General features: G+C 62.3%; 14 protein-coding genes. 13 read left to right on the top strand and 1 reads right to left on the bottom strand.

What is annotated here, in order from left to right:
* Positions 1-10 precede the first annotated feature (10 nt).
* From ispF to C8D82_RS11540, 13 genes are all read left to right on the top strand, one after another.
* Positions 11-484, top strand: a complete 474-nt coding sequence (gene ispF, locus C8D82_RS11600; protein WP_116884453.1) for a 2-C-methyl-D-erythritol 2,4-cyclodiphosphate synthase — start codon at positions 11-13, stop codon at positions 482-484.
* Between the two features lie 96 nt (positions 485-580).
* Positions 581-1,216: an SGNH/GDSL hydrolase family protein gene (locus tag C8D82_RS11595; RefSeq protein WP_116884452.1), complete on the top strand. Its 636-nt coding sequence runs from the start codon at positions 581-583 to the stop codon at positions 1,214-1,216.
* A gap of 22 nt (positions 1,217-1,238) precedes the next feature.
* Positions 1,239-1,778, top strand: coding sequence for a GTP cyclohydrolase I FolE (gene folE, locus C8D82_RS11590; RefSeq protein ID WP_116884451.1), 540 nt, complete (start codon positions 1,239-1,241; stop codon positions 1,776-1,778).
* Entirely contained in the window at positions 1,775-2,215 is a 441-nt protein-coding gene (gene dtd, locus C8D82_RS11585) for a D-aminoacyl-tRNA deacylase (protein WP_116884450.1), read from the top strand. Before folE ends, dtd begins: the two co-directional genes overlap by 4 nt.
* Positions 2,212-3,366, top strand: coding sequence for a 1-deoxy-D-xylulose-5-phosphate reductoisomerase (dxr, locus tag C8D82_RS11580; protein WP_116884449.1), 1,155 nt, complete (start codon positions 2,212-2,214; stop codon positions 3,364-3,366). Before dtd ends, dxr begins: the two co-directional genes overlap by 4 nt.
* Before the next feature lie 20 nt (positions 3,367-3,386).
* Positions 3,387-5,060, top strand: a complete 1,674-nt coding sequence (locus C8D82_RS11575; RefSeq protein ID WP_116884448.1) for a hypothetical protein — start codon at positions 3,387-3,389, stop codon at positions 5,058-5,060.
* Positions 5,061-5,181: 121 nt separating this feature from the next.
* Positions 5,182-6,909, top strand: coding sequence for a site-2 protease family protein (locus C8D82_RS11570; protein WP_116884447.1), 1,728 nt, complete (start codon positions 5,182-5,184; stop codon positions 6,907-6,909).
* Positions 6,890-7,999, top strand: coding sequence for a flavodoxin-dependent (E)-4-hydroxy-3-methylbut-2-enyl-diphosphate synthase (ispG, locus tag C8D82_RS11565; RefSeq protein WP_116884446.1), 1,110 nt, complete (start codon positions 6,890-6,892; stop codon positions 7,997-7,999). Before C8D82_RS11570 ends, ispG begins: the two co-directional genes overlap by 20 nt.
* A gap of 55 nt (positions 8,000-8,054) precedes the next feature.
* Positions 8,055-10,976, top strand: a complete 2,922-nt coding sequence (locus tag C8D82_RS11560; protein ID WP_133245170.1) for a sialate O-acetylesterase — start codon at positions 8,055-8,057, stop codon at positions 10,974-10,976.
* Between the two features lie 128 nt (positions 10,977-11,104).
* A complete protein-coding gene (locus C8D82_RS11555) occupies positions 11,105-12,100 on the top strand; it encodes an HlyD family secretion protein (RefSeq protein ID WP_116884444.1) in 996 nt (331 codons plus the stop codon).
* 2 nt (positions 12,101-12,102) lie between these two features.
* Complete coding sequence (locus tag C8D82_RS11550; protein ID WP_116884443.1) at positions 12,103-13,830, top strand: ATP-binding cassette domain-containing protein; 1,728 nt, start codon at positions 12,103-12,105, stop codon at positions 13,828-13,830.
* Positions 13,827-14,942, top strand: a complete 1,116-nt coding sequence (locus C8D82_RS11545; RefSeq protein ID WP_116884442.1) for an ABC transporter permease — start codon at positions 13,827-13,829, stop codon at positions 14,940-14,942. The genes C8D82_RS11550 and C8D82_RS11545 overlap by 4 nt, the downstream gene beginning before the upstream one ends.
* 5 nt (positions 14,943-14,947) lie before the next feature.
* Complete coding sequence (locus C8D82_RS11540; RefSeq protein ID WP_116884441.1) at positions 14,948-16,045, top strand: ABC transporter permease; 1,098 nt, start codon at positions 14,948-14,950, stop codon at positions 16,043-16,045.
* Position 16,046: 1 nt separating this feature from the next.
* Here C8D82_RS11540 and C8D82_RS11535 read toward each other — a convergent pair whose 3' ends face one another.
* Positions 16,047-16,898, bottom strand: a complete 852-nt coding sequence (locus C8D82_RS11535; protein ID WP_116884440.1) for a DMT family transporter — start codon at positions 16,896-16,898, stop codon at positions 16,047-16,049.
* Positions 16,899-16,991 lie beyond the last annotated feature (93 nt).

The raw sequence follows: 16,991 nt of genomic DNA, 5'->3' as shown, positions 1-16,991 counted from the left end.
GAGTGCAATCATGTTCAGGATCGGACAAGGCTATGACGTGCACCGGCTTGTGCCGGGGCGCGAACTCGTGCTGTGCGGCGTGAAAATCCCGCATTCAACCGGCCTCCTCGGTCACAGCGACGCCGACGTGGCCGTGCATGCGCTGATGGATGCGCTCATCGGGGCGCTGGCGCTCGGCGACATCGGCGGCTTCTTCCCGGACACCGATCCGGCCTACGCCGGGGCCGACAGCATGAAGCTGCTGGAACAGGTGCTCGCCGATCCCCGCGTCCGCGACTGGCGCGTCGAAAACCTCGACCTGACCATCGTGGCCCAGAAGCCCAGACTGCTTCCCTACCGCGAGACGATGCGGCAAAACCTCGCCGCGGCCCTCCGCATCTGCGTCGGGCAGGTTTCGGTCAAGGCGACCACCACCGAAAAACTCGGCTTCGAGGGGCGCGAGGAGGGGATCAGCGCCTCCTGTGTGGTGCTGCTTTCGCGCTGACGGCTCCGGAATTTCCGGATTCTCCTTGAAAAAGCCCGGCTCAGCCCATATATTATAGGGAATTTTCTCAATTCTTTATCAGGACAAGGTAGAAAAATGGCGGAAAAAATCATCGTATTCCAGGGGGATTCCGTAACCGACTGCGGCCGCAGCCGTGAAACCGACCAGCCCAACTGCGGACTCGGCGGCGGCTATCCCGGGTTGATCGCGGCCCGTCTGCTGGCCGACCACCTCGACAAGGAGCTGAACGTCTACAACCGGGGCATCAGCGGCAACCGGGTTGTCGACCTCTACGCCCGCTGGAAGTGCGACACCCTGAATTTGAATCCCGCCGTGCTCAGCATCCTGATCGGCGTGAACGACTCCTGGCACGAATACTCCAACCGCAACGGCGTGGAAGTGCCTCGCTATGCGCAGTTCTACCGGATGCTGCTCGACTGGACGCTCGAAAAGCTCCCGGAAACCAAACTGGTGCTCTGCGAACCCTTCGTGCTGGAATTCGGCTTCATCACGCCGGAGTGGGTCGCGGAGATGAAGGAGCGTCAGGAAGTCGTGCGCGGGCTTGCCGCCGAATACGGCGCCGTTTTCGTCCCGCTGCAGCAAATGCTGATCGAGGCGGCGAAGAAGGCCGGCGCGCCGGAGAAAATCCTCGGCGACGGCGTCCATCCCACCTTGCTCGGCCACCAGCTGATCGCCGACGCGTGGCTCAAGGCCGCGTGCAACCTGATCTGACCGGGAGCGAAGCGAAGAAATCATGCAGCAGCAGATCCGGGATATTTTAGTTGAAATCGGCGAGGACCCGGAACGCGAAGGGTTGCTCGACACTCCGAAGCGGGTCGAGAAAAGCCTGAAGTTCCTGACCCGCGGCTACCGTCAGACGCTGGAGGAGGTGGTCAACGGCGCGCTGTTCGAAGCCGAATCCGACGATATGGTCATCGTGCGCGACATCGAATTTTTCAGCATGTGCGAACACCACATGCTCCCCTTCTTCGGCAAATGCCACGTCGGCTACATCCCGAAAGGGAAGATCCTCGGCGTCAGCAAGGTGGCGCGGATCGTCGACATGTTCGCCCGCCGTCTCCAGATTCAGGAGCGGCTGACCCGCCAGATTTCCGGCGCGCTGATGGAAATCCTCGGCGCCGAAGGAGTCGGCGTCGTGATGGAGGCGCGCCACCTCTGCATGCAGATGCGCGGCGTGGAAAAACAGCACTCCGTGATGACCACCAGTTCGATGGTCGGCTCCTTCCGCCGCGAACTGGCCACCCGCAACGAATTCACCCGGCTGATCCGATGAGGGCCTTGCTGCAGCGCGTGACCTCCGGGCAGGTCGTGATCGACGGCGAAGTCGCCGGACGGACCGGCAAAGGGCTGGTCATCCTGCTCGGAATCACCCACGCCGACACGATGGCCGAAGTCCGGTACGTCGCGGAAAAATGCGCCAATCTGCGCATTTTCGAGGACGGCAACGGCAAGATGAACCTGTCGCTGCTCGACGTGAAAGGCTCCGCATTGATCGTGTCGCAGTTCACGTTGTACGGCGATGCCCGCACCGGCCGCCGCCCCTCCTTTACGGAAGCGGCCCGGCCGGAAACGGCGATCCCGCTCTATGAAGCCTTTATCGAGGAGTTCCGAAAGCTGGGCGTGCCGACCGAAACCGGCCGGTTCGGCGCCGACATGCAAGTGGAAATTCACAACGACGGTCCGGTAACTTTACTAGTGGAGTCCAGATGAATCCCAAAGGCGTGGTGATACTCGGCGCGACCGGTTCCATCGGCAAGAGCGCCGCCCGGGTGCTCGAAGCACTGCCCGGACATTTCCGGGTGATCGGGCTGGTCGCGCGCAACAATACCGGAGAACTGGCCCGGCAGGCCGCCCTGTTCCGTCCCCGTCTCACCGTGACCACCGCGCCGGAACGGCTGGATGAGCTGAAAAGCGCCCTCCCCTCCGGTCTTGCCGCCGCTGCCGGGGACGCCCCGGTGCTCGACCTGGTCACCGCCCCCGAAACCGACACCGTGCTCTGCGCGATCGTCGGCACCGGCGGGCTGGAGCCGGTGATCGCCGCGCTGCGGGCCGGGAAGCGGGTCGCGCTGGCCAGCAAGGAGGTGATGGTGATGGCGGGCGAACTGATCCGGCGCGAGCTGGCCGCCAGTCCCGGCGGAGAGATCGTTCCGGTGGACAGCGAACACTCCGCGATTTTCCAGTGCCTCGCCGGGCGTCCGGCGCGGGAGGTGAAAAACCTGTGGTTGACCGCTTCCGGCGGCCCTTTCCGGGAGTGGTCCGCCGAACGGATCGCCGCCGCGACGCTGCGCGACGCCCTCGCCCATCCCACCTGGGACATGGGCCCGAAAGTCACGATCGACTCCGCCTCGCTGATGAACAAGGCTCTGGAGCTGATCGAGGCGCACCATCTTTTCAACGTGCCGCCGGAGCGGCTGAAGGTCGTCATCCATCCGCAGTCGCTGGTGCACTCGATGGTCGAGCTGTGCGACGGCAGCTTCATCGCCCAGATGTCGAAACCGGACATGCGTTTTGCGATCCAGTATGCGCTGACCTGGCCGGAACGCGCCGCCGAAGGCGGTTTGCCGGAGCTGGATTTCGCCCGGCTGGTCTCGCTCGACTTCCGCGAACCGGACCGCAGCCGTTTCCCGTCGCTGGATTTCGCGTACCATGCGATGCACATCGGAGGGACGATGACCGCCGCGATGAATGCGGCCAACGAGGTCGCCGTCGATAAATTCCGGCGCGGGGAAATCGGCTTTGCCGCCATCTGGACCATCATCGAAAAAACCATGAGCGCCCACCATACGGAACCGCAGAGCGATCTGGCCGCCATCCGCGACGCCGACCGCCGGGCGCGGGAATTTGCATCGCAGCTTTATTGAAAGAGTTTTCAGGAGGGAAAATGAGCACTCAAACGAAGCCGGACGCCGATCAGAGGACAAGATTTTTCCGCCTGCTGTGGATCGGAACCTTGCTGGCCGGCGCATTGCTGCGGATTTCAGGATTGTTCTCCAGCCTCGAATATGATGAAATCTGGACGCTGGAGAGTTTCGCTCCCCAACCGCTTTCCGTGATCTTCACCGACCTCGCCCTCCCCAACAATCACCCGCTCAACACCCTCGGCGTAAAACTCTGCATCGCCTGTTTCGACAATCCCTGCCTGATCCGGCTGCCCGCGCTGCTGACCGGCCTCGGAAGCCTGCTGCTCTTTCCCGTGGTCGCCTTTTTGTGGACCCGGCGCCGGGGCGCGGCGCTGGCCGCGACCTTTTTCTTCGCTTTTTCCCACATGGCGATCGGCTATGCCGCTCAGGCGCGCGGTTACGGTTTACAGCTTTTCTTCCTGCTGCTCTTCTGTGCCGGATTGCAACTCTCCGGCAGATACCGCCCCAAGCGTTACCGCCATTTGCCGGAGGCGATGGTATTCCTCGGCGGAGCCGGGGCGGTGCTGACGCTCCCGACCTCGATCCTCTATCTCGCGCCGGCCGCCCTGCTCGGCTGGCACTGCTGGAGGAAACGCCCGTTCCCCTGCCAGCCGCTCAAAATCGTGCTGGCCGCCGGCGTCGTGCTGACCGCCGGCTGGTATCTGCTGAATTATCACGCTTTGCGTGCGGCACAGGTGTGGGGAACGCCCGTCACCGGCGCGGGACAGTTCCTGACGCTGGTCTCCGACACCCTCCTGCATCTGAACGGGCCGGTCGTCCTGCTGCTGGCGTCGGCCGGAATCCTGCTGCGCTTCCGCCGGGCGTGGCCGCTGCTGGTGATCACCGCAATCCCGTTCCTCTCCGCGATTGCGACCAACGCGGGCGGCGTCCGGGTCTATCTGCCGCTGGTGGTTCCGGGCGCCCTGCTCGCCGGAATGGGCCTCGAAGCGATTTACCGCAGGTTCAGCGCAAAAAAGCGGCGGCTCGCCGCAGTTTTCACCATTTGCCTCGTCGGCCTGTTTCTGCTCAACTGGTACGATACCGCACCGCAATACAAGGCGCAGGACTGGTTCAGTCTGTATGATCAGATCCGCAAACTCTCTCCGGAATATATGATCGCGCTTGACGCGGGCGACGGCTATCCTTACACATGGAACAATATGCCGAATGCCTATAAAGATTATGATCTGCGCCTCCGGAATACCATGTCGCAACGCGAGCTGATCTCTTTCCTGCCGCCCAACCATCTGAACGGCACCGACCGGCACGGGGCTTCGCAGAGATTTCAGTTGAATTTCCAGCCGGAACCGGAACAACAGGAACTGGGAGGGTTCCGCGTCTGCCGCTACCGCCTGACGGAACTCAGAGAAACTCCCCGCCCCCATTCCGTTATTTTGCTTGTTTTACGTCCGCTTCCGGTTGAAGTTCTGCGTCAATATACCAGTGCAATCCATCAAGCCTATCCTGAAGTACTGAATTTGAATCCGTGGCTTGCTTCTGCCATCACAGTACGCGGCAACGTCTATCAAGGGTGCACTTTACTGTTTCGCTGCGACGATCCGTCCCGGCTTGACTGGTCCGCGCTGCGCAGCCGGGTTCCGGATGCGGTCGGCATCTATCAGATAACGCCCGCCGACGGGAAAAATCAAAAATAATTTCCCGCCCCCGCTCCGTTCCCTTGAAAAAAGAACGAAATCAGTTATTATAAGTAAGACGTGGAAGTGATTTTTGTATGAACCGCCCCTCGACGGGGCTTACGATAAGGAAAATTTTCGGATGACTTTCAGTGAACTGCTGCTCAATATCGGCTCATTGGCCTTTGTTTTCATCGCGGTCGGCTTCTGCATTTTTTCGCACGAGCTCGGCCATTTTCTGGCCGCCAAATGGCGGGGGTTGCATATCGACGCCTTCTCCCTCGGCTTCCGGCCGATTTGGAAAAAGAAGGTGAACGGCGTCGAATACCGGATCGGCTGGCTGCCGTTCGGCGGCTACGTCGAACTGCCGCAGGTGGACGCCACCGACGCTACCCCCAAAGCCGCCGACGGCACGGAGCTGCCGCGCGCCAAAGCGATCGACCGGATCATCACCGCAGTCGCCGGGCCGCTGTTCAACATCCTTTCCGGCCTGCTGATCGCCTGCTTCGTCTGGTATGTCGGCATGCCTCAGGACACCCCCAAGATGCGCGAAATCACCGTAATGGAGGTCGAACCGGGCAGTCCGGAATATCAGGCGGGACTGCGCCCCGGCGACAAAATCGTCAAACTCAACGGCGAACCTTTCTTCTCGACCTGGTCGAATTTCGTCAGCAAAATCCTTTTCGCGATCGGCAAGGTCGATCTGGAAGTAATCCGCGACGGCAAACCGGTCACAGTCAGCTATGTCCCGGTCGACAACCCCAAAGCCCCCGGCTCGCTCGGCGCGGAAAAGATCGCATGGCCGTTCTTCACGCCGCTGATTCCGCTGGAACTGACCCCGGAAAAAGGTTCCGTCGCCGCCAAAGCCGGAATCAAACCGGGCGACTATATCGTCGCGATCGACGGCACTCCGGTACAGGATTACGCGGAGTTCCAGAGCGGGCTCGACCAGGCCGGTTCCCGGCCGGTGCGCCTCACCCTGCGGCGCGGCGGGAAAAACTTCGATGTGACCGTCACGCCGGAGCCGATCAAGGATCTCGGCCCCGAATTCAGCCGCTATTTGACCGGCATACAGCTCGGCCCGAAGGCGGACAAGCCGGGCATCTACATCCACGCCGTGATGCCGGACTCCAACGCGCTTGCGGCCGGGCTGCGGAAAGACGACCGCCTCGTGGCGATCAACGGCAAACCGATCACCGATCCCGCCGTGCTGATCGATACGGTGCAGGAGCTGAAAACCGCCCCGTTCCAGTTGACCGTCGAACGCGACGGCAAGCAGGAGACCAGAGAGCTTTCGGCCCGGCTGATCACGCCGCACACCATCGGCGCGACCATCGCCTCGCTGGATCATCCCACCCCGTTCCAACAGTTCATTTCGACCATCGACATGAGCTACAAGTCGCTGCGCGGCATTCTGGTGCGCTTCGGCAACCAGCTGGGGCTGACCGACCAGACCAGCACGCTCAAGCCGACCCACATGTCCGGCCCGCTCGGCATCGGCATGGTGCTGTTCAACTCGGTGCGCTACTCGTCGTTCATCCACGGCATCTACTTCATCGTGATCATCTCGTTCGCGCTGGCGATCTTCAATCTGCTCCCGCTGCCGGTGCTGGACGGCGGGCACATCACTTTCGGCTTCATCGAAATCATATTCCGCAAACCGCTGCCGACGGTGGTGATCAAGACCCTCTCGATGATCTTCGTGACGCTGCTGATCGGATTGATGGTGTTCGTCACCTTCTCCGACGGCCGGCGGCTGTGGCGCAGCATCGCACCGCCGCCGGGGGAGGAACAGCAAGCGGTTCCCTCCGCCCCCGCGGCAACCCCCAACCCGTCTCCGGAGAAAACCGATGCCGCAGCAGCGCCGTAACAGCCGCAGGATCACGGTCGGCGCCGTCGCGATCGGCGGCGGCGCTCCGGTCACGGTTCAATCGATGACCAACACCGACACCCGGGATGCGACGGCAACGCTGGCGCAGATCGGAGAGCTCGCCCGGCTCGGCTGCGATATCATCCGGGTCGCGGTGCCGGACCGGGAAGCGGCGGAGGCGCTCGCCGAAATCACCGCCGCAAGTCCGATTCCGGTGATCGCCGATATCCATTTCGACTACAGACTCGCGATCGCCGCCATTGAAAACGGCGTCGCGGCGGTCCGGCTCAATCCGGGCAACCTCGACGATCCGGATCACGTCCGCCTCGTCGCGGAAAAGGCGCAGGAGCACCGGATTCCGATCCGGGTCGGCGCCAACTCCGGCAGCCTGCGTCCCGCCGTGGTGCGTGAGATGGCCGCCAAGGGGCTCGACCACGATGAAGCAATCGCCGAAGCCCTGGTCGAGAGCGCGCTGCGCGAATGCGCCCTGCTGGAAAACTACGGGATGCGCGACCTCAAAGTCGCGCTGAAATCCTCCAGCGTGCCGGTCACGCTGGCCGCTTACCGGAAGTTCGCCGACCGCACCGACTACCCGCTGCATATCGGCATCACCGAGGCCGGAACTCCCCGGCGCGGCGTCGTCAAATCCGCAGTCGGCATCGGTTCGCTGCTGCTGGCGGGCATCGGCGACACGCTGCGGGTCAGCCTGACGGCCCCCCCGGCGGAGGAGGTGCTCACCGGGCTGCGCATCCTCGAAGCGTGCGGTCTCAGGAGCGCCGAGCCGGAGGTGGTCTCCTGCCCGACCTGCGGCCGGACCCGGATCGATCTGGTCGGACTGGCCGACAAAGTGGAAACCTTTCTCGCCGAAATCGCCGGTTCCGGCCGTAAAATCCAATTGAAGAAGATCGCGGTGATGGGATGCGCGGTCAACGGCCCCGGCGAAGCGCGCGACGCCGACCTCGGCATCGCCGGGAGCGCGGCGGGAAAGCTGGTGATCTTCCGGCACGGCGAGGTCGTCGGAGCGTTCGATCCGGCGGAGGGCTTCGAGCGTTTCCGCAGTGAAATCCAAAAATGCACTGTTGCTGAATAAGATTCGTCCACAGATACCGGGAAACTTCCCGGAAAAACACAGAAGGAGGAAGGGAATGACAGGTACATTCAGAACCAGATGGATGCTGCCCGCCGCCGCAGTGATGCTCTGCGGCCTTGCGGCGGAGGCGAAAGTGGAGCTTGCTCCGGTCTTCGCCGACAACATGGTGCTTCAGCGCGAAATGCCGGTCCCGGTCTGGGGCAAGGCTGATCCGGGCGAGGAGGTCACGGTGAAATTCGCCGACCAGAGCGTCAGCGCCAAAGCCGCCGACGACGGCAAATGGATGGTCAAGCTCGCTCCTCTTTCGGCCAGCAAGGAGAACCGCAAACTCGAAGCCGCCGGCAAGGACAACGCCGTCACGGTCAACAACGTGCTGGTCGGTGAAGTGTGGCTGTGCAGCGGCCAGTCCAATATGGAGATGCCGCTCTGGGGCGGCAACGCGCGTTTCCGCCACTACAACGGCGATAAAGTCGCGGCGGAATCCAACTATCCGCTGATCCGCATCGCCCAGATGAGGCCCTACGGCTGGAGCCAGTTCCCGCGCGACGATTTCAAGATGAGCTGGCAGCCGGTCCGCCCGGACAATATCGCTCCGTTTTCGGCCGCCGGTTTCTTTTTCGGCCGCGAGCTTTTCAAGGCGCTCGATATTCCGATCGGCCTGATCAGCTCCCACTGGGGCGGCACCCGGATCGAACCGTGGACTCCGCCTGCCGGTTTTGAAGCGGTACCGGAGCTGGCCAATATCGCCCGAAGCGTGAACGCCAAACTTCCCGGCACGAAAGATTATCAGGAAATCAACGCCAAGGTGGTCCGGGACTATCAGGAGTGGCTGGCCAAATATCAGGACGCGGCCGCCAAGAACCAGCCCGTCCCGCAGCCGCCCGCTTTCCCGCCGGAGCTGAAACCCTACGAGAACCATCAGCAGCCGACGGTGCTTTACAACCGCATGCTCTATCCTTTCGTGCCCTTCGCAATGCGCGGCGCGATCTGGTATCAGGGCGAAGCCAACCTCGGTGACGGCGCACTGTATGAAAAGAAGATGGAAGCGCTGCTGAAAGGCTGGAAACAGATTTTCCGGAATCCAGATTTCAAGCTTTATTTCGCCCAGCTTGCCCCGTTCAACTACGGCGGCGACGCGACCCGGCTGCCCAGGGTCTGGGAAGCCCAGCAGGCCTTCGCCGACAAGACGAAAGACGCGGGCATGGCGGTGATCAACGACGTCGGCAACATCAGCGACATCCATCCCGCCGACAAGGAGACGGTCGGCAAGCGCCTCGCGCTGCTCGCGCTGAAGCGCGACTATGGAAAAAGCGACCTGAAGGCCGATTCGCCGAAGCTGAAATCCTCCAGAATCGAAAACGGCAAATTCATCCTCACGTTTGAAAACGTCGAGAGCTGGAAGACCAAAGACAACAAGCCGGTGATGAATTTCGAAGTCGCGGCGGCCGACGGCTCCTATGTTCCGGCCAAGGCCGAAATCCGCGGCGCCGAACTTGCGGTCAGCTCCGATCAGGTTCAGGAGCCCCAGCTGCTCCGCTATATGTGGAAGCAGACCGCCGAAGGCAATCTCTTCAATGAAGCCGGCCTGCCGCTCGGCGCGTTCCGCATCGAAAACGGGCTGACCTTCGACGACATCCTCGCCTACTACAAGAAGAACGACCAGCTCGTCTACGAGTACAACCTCAAGAGCGGTTCCGGCTTCGGCGACAAGACCAAAGTCAACTACACCGTCGACAACAGTTCCAAGGTCGCCGGCAAGATCCAGCGGGTCATCTATCTGGCCAAGCTGGTCGCCAATGACGGCACCGTTTCGTGGATGAGCGCGGCGATGGCTCCGTTCACCCAGAACGCGGCCCAGCTCGGCGTGCCGGTGAAATCGGCCGGCGCGACGTTCCAGACCATTGTGCGCGACCTCGAGGTCCAGACCAACGTGCCCGGCGTCCAGACCGGAAAAATCGGCGACGGCAACATCGAATTCTGGCCCAACAACTACGGTCCCCGCAACGAGAAGCGGATTCCCGGCGCCGATGACCGGCGTTACGACTGCGGCGACCAGATCAACCAGCCGCAGGTCGGCTACGGTTCGATGCAGATCCACAACAACCGCGCCCGCCAGACGGTGTTCGCGTACAATAACTTCTCCGCCGGCGGCAACGCCGACCTCGGCATCGGCAACTGCGCCGGCAAAGAACCCGACTGGACCTTCTCCAGCAGCGCCCGGAACTACAAGGAAGCCACGCTCTACGTATTCGTAAAGGCCGCTTCCCCGGAGGAACTCGCAAAGCTGAAAGCCGCCCGGCTCGCGGAACTCGAGAAGAAAGAACCCGCCATCCGTGAAGAGATCCGCAAGGTCGCTCCCGAAACCGATGCGCTGAAGCTCGTCTATGCCTACAACCTCAAGAGCGGCTCCGGCTTCAGCGGCGGCCAGCGGGTCAACTATGAGTATGACGCTTCCGAAGTGCTCGACGGCAAGGTCAGGCGCGTCGCCTACGTCGCGAAGCTGACCGGCAACGACGGCAAGGAGAGCTTCGTGACGGTTTCGATGGATGCGTTCACCCCGGAAACCGCCAAAATCGGCGTGCCGACCTTCTCCGCCGGCGCGGTGTTCCAGCAGAAAGTCGCCAACCTCGAAGTCAAGAGCAACGTCGAATCGGTCAAGAGCGGCAAATTCGAAAAGGGCAACATCGAATTCTGGCCCCATAATTATGCCCAGAAGAATGCCAAAAACATTCCCGGCGCTTCCGATGCGACCTTCGACTTCGGCGACGCCCGCAACAATGACGGCCGCTACGGTTCGATGCAGATCCATAATTTCCTGGAAAAGCAGACCGTTTTCGCCTACAACAACTTCACGACCGGCGGCAACGCCGACCTCGGCATCGGCAATCAGCCGGAGAAAAATCCGGACTGGACCTTCTCCGGCGCCGCCAGAAACTACAAGCAGGCGATGCTTTACGTGCTCGCGGAGATGGAATAATCCCGTTTTCTCCGCATCAGACGCCGACCGGAACCGCTCCGGCCGGCGTTTTTTCCTGCACCCGCTATTGACAATTTTGCGGAAACGGCAATATTATATCAGAGAGAGAGTGAGAGAGCGAGGTGCGTATGAAGAAGAAGCTGATATCGGCCGTTGCCGTCCTGCTGGTACTGACGGCGGGAATTTTCATTTATCACCGGTATGCCGTTTCGGAAACGCCGGAACAGCTGATCCTGTACGGGAATGTGGATACCCGGCAGGTCACACTGGGTTTCCGGGTATCCGGGCGCATTCTGGAAATCCTGGTCGACGAAGGCGACCGGATCAAGACGGGAGAAGTGATCGCCCGTCTCGACTCCGCGCCTTACCGTTCCGAGCTGGAGCTTGCCCGCGCCAAACTGGCGGAGGCGGAAGCCGAACTGACCAAGCGCCGCAACGGGAACCGTCCCGAGGAGATCGCCCGCGCCCGCGCGGCGGTCAAGGGCTTCACAGCCGCGTTGCGCAACGCGAACGCCCAGCATAAACGCAACGAGGAGCTGGTCAAGACGCAGGCCGTCGCCGACAAGGAGTACGACGAGACCCTCGCCAGGCGCGACCAGACCGCCGCTGAACTGGAGTTTGCGCAGGCGCAATTGCAGCTGCTGGAGCGCGGTTACCGGATCGAGGAGATCCGCGCAGCGGAGGCCCAGCTGGCCGCGGCGCAGGCCGCCGTTTCCGCCCGCGAACTCGACCTGAAGGACTGCACGCTGACCGCCCCCGAGGCCGGAGTGGTGCAGACCCGGATCAAGGAGCCGGGAGCAATCGTCGCGGCCGGAACCGGAGTGATCACCGAAACGCTCGATACCCCGGTATGGATTCGCGCCTATGTGCCGGAGCCGCTGCTGGGACGGATCCGTCCCGGCATGGAGGTCGAAATCTATATAGACAGCCAACCGGACCGTCCGGCGGGCACCGGCAGGATCGGCTTCATCAGCCCGGTCGCTGAGTTCACCCCCAAGAGCGTCGAAACCGCGACGCTGCGTACCGACCTGGTCTACCGTATCCGGATCGTCGCCGAAAACGGCGCGGGCAATCTGTTGCAGGGGATGCCGGTCACCGTCAAAATCGTCCCGGCGGAGCAGTGACCATGCCCGCCCTCGTCGAAATCGACCGCATCCGCAAGGAGTTCCGGGGCGAAACCGCGATCGACAACCTCACCGCCTCGCTGGCCAAAGGCCGGATCACCGGCCTGGTCGGCCCGGACGGAGCCGGAAAAACCACCTTGATCCGGCTGATCAACGGACTGCTTGCTCCCACACGCGGCACGGTAAGGGTCAACGGCTTCGACGCCGCCCGCGAACGCGCGAAACTGGCCGGCTTCATCGGCTACATGCCGCAGAAGTTCGGCCTCTACGAGGACCTGACCGTATTGGAAAACCTGCGGCTCTACGCCAGGCTCCACGACGTGCCGGAGAACGAACGGCAGCGGCAGTTCGAAAAGATGCTGGAATTCACCGATCTCGCCCGTTTCACCGGGCGGCTCGCGGGAGCGCTCTCCGGCGGCATGAAGCAGAAGCTCGGCCTCGCGTGTTCGCTGCTCGGCCGCCCCCGGCTGCTGCTGCTTGACGAGCCGGGCGTCGGCGTCGATCCGATCTCCCGCCGCGAGCTGTGGAGCATGGTCAATGCGCTGCTCGACGGCGAGATGACCGTGCTCTGGTCCACCAGCTATCTCGATGAGGCGGAGCGGTGTGAGAGCGTACTGCTGCTCAACGAATCGAAACTGCTTTTTTCCGGCCCGCCCGCCGAGCTGACCGGCAGATTGCAGGACCGGGTCCGGCTGCTGCGCGGCATTGAGGGCGACCGCCGCAAGCTGCTCGCCCGGCTGCTGGACAAGCCCGGCGTGATCGACGGCGTGATTCAGGGCAGCGCGCTGCGGCTGGTGTTCGCCGCCGACGCCCCCTGCCCTTCCCTCGCTTCCCTTGGGGTGGAGCGCGACGCACGCGAGCTGATTCCGGTCCAGCCCCGCTTCGAGGACGCCTTCATCGATATCCTCGGCGGCGGTCCCGGCGGGCGCTCCGAACTCGCGGAACGCTTCGAACCGCTTCCCGACGACGGCGCCACCGTCGCGGCGGCCCATACGCTGGTCAAGCGTTACGGCAGTTTCACCGCCGCCGACCGGATCGACTTCCGGATCCGGCGCGGCGAAATCTTCGGGTTGCTCGGCCCCAACGGCGCGGGCAAATCCACCACCTTCAAAATGCTCTGCGGCCTGCTGCGTCCGACCTCCGGCTCCGCCGAAATCAACGGCGCCGACCTGCAGCGAAGCGGGCCGGAGGCGCGGCGGCAGCTCGGTTACATGGCGCAGAAATTTTCCCAGTACGACGGGCTGAATTTGCTGCAGAACCTGCGTTTCTTCGCCGGAATCTACGGGCTGACCGGCCGCGACCGCGACCGGGAGATCGACGGCATGGTCGATGCGTTCCATTTCGCCCCCTACCTGAAAGCGAACGCGGGCGACCTGCCGCTCGGCATCAGGCAGCGGCTGGCGCTGGCCTGCGCGGTGATGCACAAGCCGGCGGTGCTCTTCCTCGACGAACCGACCTCCGGCGTTTCGCCGGTCACCCGCCGGGAGTTCTGGACGCATATCAATGCGCTGGTCGACAAGGGGGTCACGGTGCTGATCACCACCCATTTCATGGACGAAGCCGAATACTGCGACCGGATCGCCCTCGTCTATCGCGGGCGCGCGATCGCCACCGGCACGCCCGACGAACTCAAGGAACAGGTCAGGTCCGCCGACTGTCCCGATCCGTCGATGGAGGACGCTTTCATCAGGCTGGTGCAGGAGTCCGACCGGCAGGAGGCGTCCCGATGAAATTCAGCCGCTTCGCCGCATTGTTCAGCAAGGAGTGCCGCCAGATCGTCCGCGATCCGAGCAGCATCCTGATCGCCTTCGTGCTGCCGATCATCCTGATCATCATCTTCACCTATGCGGTGTCGCTCGATATGAACCACCTGAAAATCGCGGTGATCCTTGAGGACGACTCCGCCCCGGCCCGTTCGCTGGCCGGAGCCTTTCTCGCCAACTCCCACTTCGAAAGCCGGGTCAGCGCCGACCGCCGCGCCTTCGAGCGCGATCTGGTGGCAGGCCATATCCGGGGAATCGTGATCATTCCGCGCCGGTTCGGGGAAAAGCTCCGGCAGGGCGAAATCAAGCCGCTGGAGGTCATCACCGACGGCAGCGAGCCCAACACCGCCAATTTCGTGCAGAACTACGCGCAGGGAGTCTGGGCGGTCTGGTTCGGCCAGCATCAGGCGCTGACCGGCGGAACGCTCACGCCGACGCCCGACTCCGAAACCCGCATCTGGTACAACCCGGAGCTGGAGAGCCGCCACTTCCTGCTGCCCGGCGCGCTGGCGCTGATCATGACGCTGATCGGCACGCTGCTGACCGCGCTGGTGATCTCGCGCGAATGGGAGCGCGGCACGATGGAAGCGCTGCTCAGCACCGCCGTGACCCGCGGCGAACTGCTGCTCGGCAAGCTGGTTCCGTATTTTCTGCTCGGGATGCTGTCGCTGACGCTGTCGGTGGCGGCGATCATTCTGGTGTTCCACGTGCCGTTCCGGGGGAGCTTCCTGCTCCTCGGCGCGTCGGGAGCGGTGTTCCTGTTTTCGGCGCTGGGGCTGGGGCTTTTCATCTCGACCGTCGCGAAAAACCAGTTCGTCGCCTGCCAGATCGCGTTTCTGGCGGCTTTCATGCCGAGCCTGATGCTCTCCGGCTTCATCTTTGAAATCAGTTCGATGCCGGCCTGGATCCAGTACATCTGCAACATCATACCGGCCAAATACTTCATCACCTGTCTGCACAGCCTTTTCCTGGTCGGGAACGTTCCGGCGCTGCTGATTCCGAATATGGCCTACATGGCAGCGGTCGGCGCGCTGCTGCTGGGGCTGACTTTTCTCCTGACCCGGCCCAATTTGGAGTAACCGCGATGTGGAACCGAATCAAAACCCTGATCGTCAAAGAGCTGCAAATCCTGCTGCGCGACCGGAAAACCCGGATCATCATCATCGTGCCGCCGATCATGCAGCTGGTCGTCTTCTCCTTCGCTTCGACGCTGGAGGTCAAGAACATCTCGATGGGCGTCTACAACCGCGACTCCGGCGAAGCGTCGCGGCAGCTGGTGCGGCGCTTTGAATTCTCCCCCTCCTTCATCAAGCTGACCAGCCTCGACAATCCGCGCAGCCTGAAACAGTTCCTCGACGCGCAGAAAGGGGTGATGGTGCTCTCCATCCCGGACGACTTCAGCCGCAAGCTCGCCGCCGGCGAACCGGTCAAGGTGCAACTGCTCTTCGACGGACGCCGCAGCAACGTCGCCCAGATCGTGAACGGCTACGCGAACCGGATTCTCGCCTCGTTCCGCGCCGATACCGGGCAGGCCGCCGAACTTCAGCCGCTGCTGGTCCGCAACTGGTACAACCCGAACCTCGACTATATGTATTTCACGCTCCCCTGCCTGATCGGCATTCTGTGCATGGTCATGGGAATCACCATCCCGGCGCTGTCGGTCGCGCGCGAACGGGAGTTCGGCACTTTCGACCAGATTCTGGTTTCGCCGCTGAGCAGCACCGAGATCCTGATCGGCAAGACCGTGCCGTCGCTGCTGATCGGCCTCGTTCAGGCGACCGGCATGATCCTCGCGGCGGTCTGGTGCTTCCGGCTCCCCTTCACCGGCAGCGGCGGGCTGCTCTATTTGTCGATCGTGATCTTCATCACCTCCGTGACCGGAATCGGACTTTTCATCTCCGCGCTGTGCAAGACCCAGCAGCAGGCGATTCTCGGAGCTTTCGCGTTCGCGGTTCCGGCGGTGATGATCTCCGGCTATGCCACGCCGGTCGAAAACATGCCGCAGTGGCTGCAATATCTGTCGCTGCTCGACCCGCTGCGTTACTTTCTGGTCATCATCCGCGGCATCTTCCTGAAGGCGATGCCGTTCAGCGTCGCGCTGGAAAACCTGCTGCCGCTGGTCGCGCTGACCGTTGTCTCGCTGCTTTTCGCCGGCTGGTTCTTCAAAAAGAAGCTGGACTGATTCAGCCTTCGATGCTCAGGAACAGAATCGCGAGCATACCGCAGCCGATACCGGCGCATTTGCGCCAATCGAGCTTTTCCTTCAGGATCGCCGCGCTCAGCCCCAGCGTGCCGAGAAAGCTCATCTGCGCAATCGGCAGCACCACGCTCGCCTTGCCGCAGCGCAACGCCGCCGCCATGAAAAACACGATCCCCGTCACCAGAATCCCGGAGAGGACGCCGAAGCCGAGCAACCGCCAATCCGGTTTCCGCCCCGGCATTTTCTCCCGGCAGAACGAGTAAACGACTCCGCCCGCAATCCAGAACAGGCTGTTCAGCAGCACTACGCCATTCGGATCAGCCCCCTGCCGGAATCCGTATTTGTAGCTCAGCCCCATCCCGGCGCGCAGCAGCGACGCAATCAGCACCAGCCAGAAGCCGAGCCACGCCGTCCGCTCCCCGCCGTGTTTTTCCCACGACAGGAAACAACACACCGTCGCCGCCGCGAATACGACCCCGCAGCCCTGAATCGCCGTCAACGTTTCGCCCAGCAGCCAGCAGGCCCCGATCACCACCGCAACCAGATTGAGCCGGTATATGGTCGAACAGATCCCGGCGCTCTGATGTTCCATCGCTTCGATCAGCAGCAGGTTGGCCGTCAGAGAAAAGAAGCCGGAAATCATTCCCCACAGCACGGTTGCTTCGGTATTGCGTTCCCATTCCACCGGCATCGCCAGCAGAGCCAGCAGCCATACGCAGCCGATGACCGTGATGAACATGCCGCGCGGCCCCTGGCGGCCCGCGAACAGTTTGAACAGAAAATCATTCAACGCCGAACAGATCAGACACCCCAGCGCCAGCAGAATCGCCATCATCGCCTCTTGTTACTATTTGTTAATTTTATCGGATTTATTTTTACAATAGTTCAATATTTTTGAGAAAGCAAACGGATTTTTTAATATTTATCA

This window comes from Victivallis vadensis (assembly GCF_003096415.1).
GTDB classification, from domain to species: Bacteria; Verrucomicrobiota; Lentisphaeria; order Victivallales; family Victivallaceae; genus Victivallis; species Victivallis vadensis.
Note: the sequence above shows the minus strand (reverse complement) of the source record. Positions and strands in the feature narration are given on the sequence as shown.

What these genes read in the sequence shown, in the direction of transcription:
- ispF (WP_116884453.1), top strand. Translation starts at nt 11, where the DNA reads ATGTTCAGGATCGGACAAGGCTATGACGTGCACCGGCTTGTGCCGGGG.
- C8D82_RS11595 (WP_116884452.1), top strand. Translation starts at nt 581, where the DNA reads ATGGCGGAAAAAATCATCGTATTCCAGGGGGATTCCGTAACCGACTGC.
- folE (WP_116884451.1), top strand. Translation starts at nt 1,239, where the DNA reads ATGCAGCAGCAGATCCGGGATATTTTAGTTGAAATCGGCGAGGACCCG.
- dtd (WP_116884450.1), top strand. Translation starts at nt 1,775, where the DNA reads ATGAGGGCCTTGCTGCAGCGCGTGACCTCCGGGCAGGTCGTGATCGAC.
- dxr (WP_116884449.1), top strand. Translation starts at nt 2,212, where the DNA reads ATGAATCCCAAAGGCGTGGTGATACTCGGCGCGACCGGTTCCATCGGC.
- C8D82_RS11575 (WP_116884448.1), top strand. Translation starts at nt 3,387, where the DNA reads ATGAGCACTCAAACGAAGCCGGACGCCGATCAGAGGACAAGATTTTTC.
- C8D82_RS11570 (WP_116884447.1), top strand. Translation starts at nt 5,182, where the DNA reads ATGACTTTCAGTGAACTGCTGCTCAATATCGGCTCATTGGCCTTTGTT.
- ispG (WP_116884446.1), top strand. Translation starts at nt 6,890, where the DNA reads ATGCCGCAGCAGCGCCGTAACAGCCGCAGGATCACGGTCGGCGCCGTC.
- C8D82_RS11560 (WP_133245170.1), top strand. Translation starts at nt 8,055, where the DNA reads ATGACAGGTACATTCAGAACCAGATGGATGCTGCCCGCCGCCGCAGTG.
- C8D82_RS11555 (WP_116884444.1), top strand. Translation starts at nt 11,105, where the DNA reads ATGAAGAAGAAGCTGATATCGGCCGTTGCCGTCCTGCTGGTACTGACG.
- C8D82_RS11550 (WP_116884443.1), top strand. Translation starts at nt 12,103, where the DNA reads ATGCCCGCCCTCGTCGAAATCGACCGCATCCGCAAGGAGTTCCGGGGC.
- C8D82_RS11545 (WP_116884442.1), top strand. Translation starts at nt 13,827, where the DNA reads ATGAAATTCAGCCGCTTCGCCGCATTGTTCAGCAAGGAGTGCCGCCAG.
- C8D82_RS11540 (WP_116884441.1), top strand. Translation starts at nt 14,948, where the DNA reads ATGTGGAACCGAATCAAAACCCTGATCGTCAAAGAGCTGCAAATCCTG.
- C8D82_RS11535 (WP_116884440.1), bottom strand. Translation starts at nt 16,898, where the DNA reads ATGATGGCGATTCTGCTGGCGCTGGGGTGTCTGATCTGTTCGGCGTTG.